The organism is Micromonospora globispora, assembly GCF_003857015.1.
Lineage (GTDB): Bacteria > Actinomycetota > Actinomycetes > Mycobacteriales > Micromonosporaceae > Micromonospora > Micromonospora globispora.
The window spans coordinates 1-6,322 of record NZ_QGGF01000100.1; the positions used below are offsets into that span (position 1 = coordinate 1).

A 6,322-nucleotide genomic window follows, 5' to 3' on the forward strand; every position below is an offset into this window, starting at 1 on the left:
GGCGGCTGCGCAGACCGCGCTGGCGGTCGTGCAGGCGGCGGCGGTGCTGCTGGCCGGGCACGGGCCGATCGCGTGTGGCGGGGCGGTCATGGCGGTGCTGGCTGCCGGCGGCGCGCTGCTGAGCACCTGGCGGACGGTCCCGGCGCTGCGGGTTACGTCCCACCCTTGACCTGACTATCGTCTCACGTACTATCGTCTCACGTACTAGTGAGGCGAGGAAACACGCATGGGCGAGGGACACCCACCGGCGGCGGTGCGCCGGGCGTTGTGGTGGTGCGTGGGCTGCGCGGTGCTGTTCACCGCGTTCGCCGTAGCTACCACTCAGGTTCGGGCGCTGCGAGCGCACAGCCCCTGGCAGGACGACCCGTACGACGTGGTGGTCTCGTTCACCCAAATGCTGGTTCCGGCGCTTGCGGTCGCGTTGGTGGTTCGGATACTCAACCGGCGCCCCGGCTGGCCGCGGCCAGCGCCGGGGGATCTGCTGCGCGGCGGCTGGGCGCTGGTCGGCATGGTCGCGGCGACCGCGGCGACCGACTGGATCGCGGTCGGCCTGCGGGTACACGAGGGCGCCTGGGACGGCACGGGCCGGCTGCTGATCGCGGCGCTGGCCGGGCTGACGCTGGCCGTGGCAGGCACCGCCGCCACAATGTGGTGGGCCATCCGACGGGCCGGCGAGCGCGCCCGCCTCGCACCGGAGCCGTCCGCCCCGGACTGGGCCGACGACGTACTCGCCGGCGCCGGCGACCTGCTCGGATGCTGTGGTGCGGCCGGGCGGGCGGCGGCCCGGGCGGTGGAATGGCTGCGGCGGGTGGTCATCGGCGGCCGGCATGGGCTGCGCCGGCACAGGTTGGCCACCGTGGTGCTGGGCGGCGTCGCGGCCTCGGCCTGGTTCACCCTGGCCGAGGCGCTGGGTGACGGTCTCGGCGCGCACCCGGCCGCGGCGGCGGTCATGCGGATCGTGATCGGCACCGCTGGCCTGGTCACGGCGCTGATACCGCTCAACGCCTACCTGGGTGTGCTGCGTCCGGCCGTACCGTCCCGGCCGGCCGCGCCGGCCCGGCGACCCGCGCTGGTGTGCGCCGGCTACGTGGCGGTCGCCACCGTGCCGGCCACCGTGGGGTTCCGGGACGGGATCGGCGCCCTGGTCGACTACCCGGTCACCGGCTGGGGCCGGCTCGCCACCATGATCGCGGTGGTCGCGGTACAGATCGGACTGATCACTCTGCTGGCGCAGGCGGCCCGGCGGCGCCGGCACCGGCTGGCCAAGGCGCTGGTCGCGGTGCCGCTGGCGCTCGTCCTGGCGATCGTCGGCACGGTGGCCTATCTGGGCGTACGGCACGTGTTGCTGCGGCAGTTGCCGGCGCCGACCGGGCCGTACCGGGTGGGCCGGACCGCGTTCGACTGGACCGACACCGGCCGCGTCGACCCGTTCGCACCCGAACCCGGCCGGCACCGTGAGCTGTCGGTTTGGGTGTGGTACCCGGCACCGGCCGGCACCTCCGGGCGGCCGGCCCCGTACGCGCCCGGCCACTGGGCGCGGATGCTCCAGTTCGGGATCCTGGCCAACCGCCTCGACGCAGTGCGCACCCACTCGGTCGCCGGCGCGCCGGTGGCCGCCGGCCGGTTCCCGCTGGTGGTGCTCGAACCCGGGATGGGCCTGGCCGCGCCCCAGTTCAGCACCCTCGCCGAGGATCTCGCCAGCCACGGCTACGTGGTCGCCGGCGTCACGCCCACCTACAGCGCCAACGTCACCGTCCTGCACGGACACCCGGTCGGCCGCAGCACGGCCGGCAACCCGCAGGACCTCAGCCGGGCGAACCTTGACCGACTGGTGGCGGTGTGGGCCGCCGACGCCCGCTTCGTCGCCGGCCGACTGGCCGCCACCGGCGGGCCGCTGGCCGGTCACGTCGACGCCTCCCGCGTCGCGTACGTCGGACACTCCTTCGGTGGCGCCGCCTCGCTCCAGGCATGCCACGACGACCGGCGCTGCGTCGGCGCGGTCGACATGGACGGCACCCCGTACGGCACCGTCGTTCACCAGGGCCTGGCCGCGCCGCTGATGCTGCTCGGCACCTCCGGCGACTGCCTGGCCGGCGCCTGCCACCCCACCGACGCCGTACACCGCGACATCGACACCGCCAGCCGGACCCTGCGCGCCGCCAGCACCAGCCAAAGCTTCCGGTACGAGATCACCGGTGCCGAACACTTCAACTTCACCGACTACGGCGCCTACTACATCCCCACACCGCTGCACGGGTTGGCCCAGCTCGGCCCGATCAGCTGCGACCGCGGCCTAGTCGTCGTGTCGGCCTATGTCACCGCGTTCGCAGACCACGTGCTGCGCGGCGGACCAGCGCCCCACCCCGACCGCCGGTACCCCGAGGTACGCCCCGCAGCCTGAGCACCGCGCCCCTGGATTTGGCCAACTTCACCCGGACCGGGGACGGCCCCTTTTGTTCCCTGGGCGATGTCAGGCCCGTCGATTAGAATGTATGTACTAATCGAGTTCCTGACCTGGGAGGACACTCGTGACCGCGCCCATCTCCACCCCCATCACGCCGTACGCCACCCTCCTCGGTTTCACCCGGTACGTCGACCGCATCGGGCCCACCAAGGCCACCTTCGTCGGGGGCCTGCGCAAGCAGCGGGCCAGCCGCTCCGGCTTCAACCCGCACGGCCAGTTCGTCAAGGCGCTCAAGGCCGACATCGCCTTCCACACCGGCGGCACCCACCTGGCCCAGGTGGCCGATCTGGTCAAGCCCCGCTGGCGCCCGCTCTACCAGGCGCTCGTCCCCGGCGCGACCACCTGGCTGCAGTCCCTCGGCGACCCGATGGGCGTCGACCTGGCCCAGACCCGGGACGCCCTGGCGATGCTCGGCGACCTGCCCGTCAAGATCAATCCGCACTTCGGCATCCGGTACGCCGACGGCCGCGCCGAGGCGGTCCGGCTGCACTTCGACGAGGCCCCGCCCAGCAAGGAGGCGGCGCTGGCCACCCTGCACCTGATGGCCCGCCACATGGACGCGGTCCTCCCGCACGCCGAGCCGGTCCTGGTCGACGTACGCCGCGGCGAGACCCATCGCATGCCCGACACCGTCAAGCCCGACCAGGTCGAGCAGTGGCTCGCCGGCGAAGCCGCCGCCTTCCGCGCCATCTGGACCACCGCCGCCTGAGTCGCTCTGTCCCGGACGTGGTGGCCTCCCGCCGTAAGGGAGGCCACCACCTCATGTTCGCGGAGGATCGTGCGGACGCGGGCTGGCCGTTCCGGTACGGGGCGGCGCCCAGCCGCCATACCCTGACCGCATGCGATTCGACCAGCACACGGTCGTGCTCCTGATCCGCCCGACGGACGCGCCCGAGCTACCGCGGGACGCGGCCGACCGGTTGCAGAACGCGCACCTGGCCCACCAGGCCGGGCTGGTGGGCCAGGGAGCCCTCCTCGCCGCCGGGCCGTTCCTCGGTGCCGGCGACGAGCGGCTGCAGGGCTTCGCCGTGCTCTCGGTGGACCCGCAGATGGCGCGCGAGCTCTACGCCAACGACCCGGCCGTCCGGGCCGGGCGACTGGTCGTGCAGGTGATGAGCTGGATGGTGCCGGAGGGGAACGTGCGCTTCGAGCAGGTGCCGGTCCCCCGGTCCATGCTGGAGGTCGCGTCCGGCGACTGACGCCGGCTCAGTCCTCTGCCGCGGGACGGCTGACCGGCACCTCGACCTGCTGGTCGGCCCAGACGAACGTGTCGGGGAGCAGCTCGGCCACCGGGACCGCGCGCAGCGCGTCCATCGGGCCGACGATCACCTGGATCGAGGGGAAGTAGTCGAGCAGCACCTGGCGGCAGCGGCCGCAGGGCGGGAGGACGCCCCGACCGCGGTCGCCCACCGCGACGATGGTCTCCAGCTCGCCCACGCCCTGGGTCGCGGCGGCACCGATCGCCACCACCTCTGCGCACGGGCCACCGGTGAAGTGGTAGACGTTCACGCCGGTGAAGACCCGGCCGTCGGCGCTCCGCGCGGCGGCGGCGACGGTGTGGTTGTCGCCACGGCAGCGCAGTTTGGCCACGGCGGTGGCAGCCTGCACCAGCGCCCGATCGGTGTCCCGCATGATCATCCCGCCCCCGTGCTCGACGTCGCTCGGCGGCCACTCTAGCCGGGCGGTGGCCCTGACCTCGGCGCGCACACGAGCGGTGGGTGCGCCTGGACGCCGAGCGCCCGTGCCGAAGCCGCCCTCGCGACGCCCGCCGACACGAGAGCCGGGCCCGGCCGTCGGCGGCGGGGGCGACCGCCTGGGGACGCGGCGGCCTGTAACCCGGCGGCGGTTCGACAGCAGCCTGCCTATCCTTGGCGACGACATGCAGAATCCAGCCGCACCCGCCGCGCCCGACACCGTCCGCGAGCTGCACCGCCGACTTTCCACCCTGATGTTCCGCGACCAGCGTCGGCTTCAGCGCCGGCTGGACGGGGTCCGCAAGCTGCGCGACCCGCAGCGGCGCGCGGCCGCCGTCGCGGAGATCGAGGCCGAGATGGCCCGGGCCGAGACGCGGCTGGAGAACCGGCGGGCCGCCGTGCCGGTGATCACCTACCCGGCGCAGCTGCCGGTGAGCGAGCGCAAGGACGACATCGCCGCCGCGATCCGCGACCACCAGGTGGTGATCGTGGCCGGCGAGACCGGCTCCGGCAAGACCACCCAGCTGCCGAAGATCTGCCTGGAGCTGGGGCGCGGCGTGCACGGGCTGATCGGGCACACCCAGCCGCGCCGGCTGGCCGCGCGTACGGTGGCGGACCGGATCGCCGAGGAGCTGGGCACCGAGCTGGGCGACGTGGTCGGTTACAAGGTGCGCTTCACCGACCAGGTCAGCGACCGCAGCCTGGTGAAGCTGATGACCGACGGCATCCTCCTGGCCGAGCTGCAGAACGACCGGATGCTGCGCCAGTACGACACGCTGATCATCGACGAGGCGCACGAGCGCAGCCTGAACATCGACTTCATCCTCGGCTACCTCAGGCAGCTCCTCCCCCGGCGCCCCGACCTCAAGGTGATCATCACCTCGGCGACGATCGAGACCGAGCGCTTCGCCCGGCACTTTGCCACGCCCGCCAGCGACGGCGGCGAGGAGAAGCCCGCGCCGATCGTCGAGGTCTCCGGGCGCACGTACCCGGTGGAGGTCCGCTACCGGCCGCTGATCGAGGTCACCGAGGCCGAGGAGGAGGACAACGGGGACGAGGAGAACGTCCGCGACCAGATCCAGGCGATCGGCGACGCGGTCGAGGAACTGGCCGCCGAGGGACCCGGCGACATCCTGGTCTTCCTCAGCGGCGAGCGGGAGATCCGGGACACCGCCGACGCGCTGGGCAAGCTGGTGGAGAAGAAGCGGGCTCTGCGGAACACCGAGATCCTGCCCCTGTACGCGCGCCTCTCCACCGCCGAGCAGCATCGCGTCTTCGCCCCGCACGCCGGGCGCCGGGTGGTGCTCGCCACCAACGTCGCGGAGACCTCGCTGACCGTCCCCGGCATCAAGTACGTGGTGGACCCGGGCACCGCCCGGATCTCCCGCTACTCCAGCCGGCTCAAGGTGCAGCGGCTGCCCATTGAACCGGTCTCGCAGGCGTCGGCCAACCAGCGCAAGGGGCGGTGCGGTCGTACCTCGGACGGCATCTGCATCCGCCTCTACGACGAGCAGGACTTCCTCTCCCGACCCGAGTTCACCGACCCGGAGATCCTGCGGACCAACCTCGCCTCGGTCATCCTCCAGATGACCTCGATCGGGCTCGGCGACATCGCCGCGTTCCCGTTCCTCGACCCGCCGGACCGGCGCAACGTCACCGACGGCGTCAACCTGCTGCACGAACTGGGCGCGCTGAACCCGGCCGAGACCGACCCGGCGAAGCGGCTCACCCCGCTGGGCCGGCGGCTGGCCCAGCTCCCGGTCGACCCCCGACTGGCCCGGATGGTGCTTGAGGGCGAGCGCAACGGCTGCGCCACCGAGGTGATGGTGATCGCCGCCGCGCTCTCCATCCAGGACCCGCGCGAACGACCGGCGGAGAAGCAGGCCCAGGCCGACCAGGCGCACGCCCGGTTCGCCGACAAGGAGTCCGACTTCGTCTCGTTCCTCAACCTGTGGCGGTACCTGCGGGAGCAGCAGCGGGCGCTGTCGTCCAGCGCGTTCCGCCGGATGTGCAAGGCGGAGTACCTCAACTACCTGCGGGTCCGCGAATGGCAGGACATCGTCAGCCAGTTGCGCCAGGTGCTGCGTACTCCGGACGCGGGCGAGGGCCGGCGGGGCCGGCGCGGCGAGGCGGCGAGCGCGCCCGACGGCGGGACATCCTGGTC

5 protein-coding genes are annotated in these 6,322 nt (G+C 73.1%); 4 read left to right on the forward strand and 1 reads right to left on the reverse strand.

Annotation, left to right across the window (positions count from 1 at the left end; genetic code table 11):
• The first annotated feature begins 226 nt into the window (after positions 1 to 226).
• The 3 genes from DKL51_RS35560 (at position 227) to DKL51_RS03715 (ending at position 3,663) form a co-directional block, all read left to right on the forward strand.
• Positions 227 to 2,401: an alpha/beta hydrolase family protein gene (locus DKL51_RS35560; protein ID WP_207783718.1), complete on the forward strand. Its 2,175-nt coding sequence runs from the start codon at positions 227 to 229 to the stop codon at positions 2,399 to 2,401.
• 127 nt (positions 2,402 to 2,528) lie between these two features.
• On the forward strand, positions 2,529 to 3,173 hold the full coding sequence (locus DKL51_RS03710) for a hypothetical protein (RefSeq protein WP_109942740.1): 645 nt from the start codon (positions 2,529 to 2,531) through the stop codon (positions 3,171 to 3,173).
• A gap of 130 nt (positions 3,174 to 3,303) precedes the next feature.
• The gene (locus tag DKL51_RS03715) at positions 3,304 to 3,663 is read left to right on the forward strand and encodes a YciI family protein (RefSeq protein ID WP_109942739.1); all 360 of its coding nucleotides are present in this window, start codon (positions 3,304 to 3,306) and stop codon (positions 3,661 to 3,663) included.
• Positions 3,664 to 3,670: 7 nt separating this feature from the next.
• Here DKL51_RS03715 and DKL51_RS03720 read toward each other — a convergent pair whose 3' ends face one another.
• Positions 3,671 to 4,096: a cytidine deaminase family protein gene (locus DKL51_RS03720; protein WP_243420674.1), complete on the reverse strand. Its 426-nt coding sequence runs from the start codon at positions 4,094 to 4,096 to the stop codon at positions 3,671 to 3,673.
• Between the two features lie 247 nt (positions 4,097 to 4,343).
• Here DKL51_RS03720 and hrpA point away from each other — a divergent pair.
• A partial coding sequence (hrpA, locus tag DKL51_RS03725) for an ATP-dependent RNA helicase HrpA (protein WP_124811726.1) occupies positions 4,344 to 6,322 on the forward strand: 1,979 nt, incomplete at its 3' end.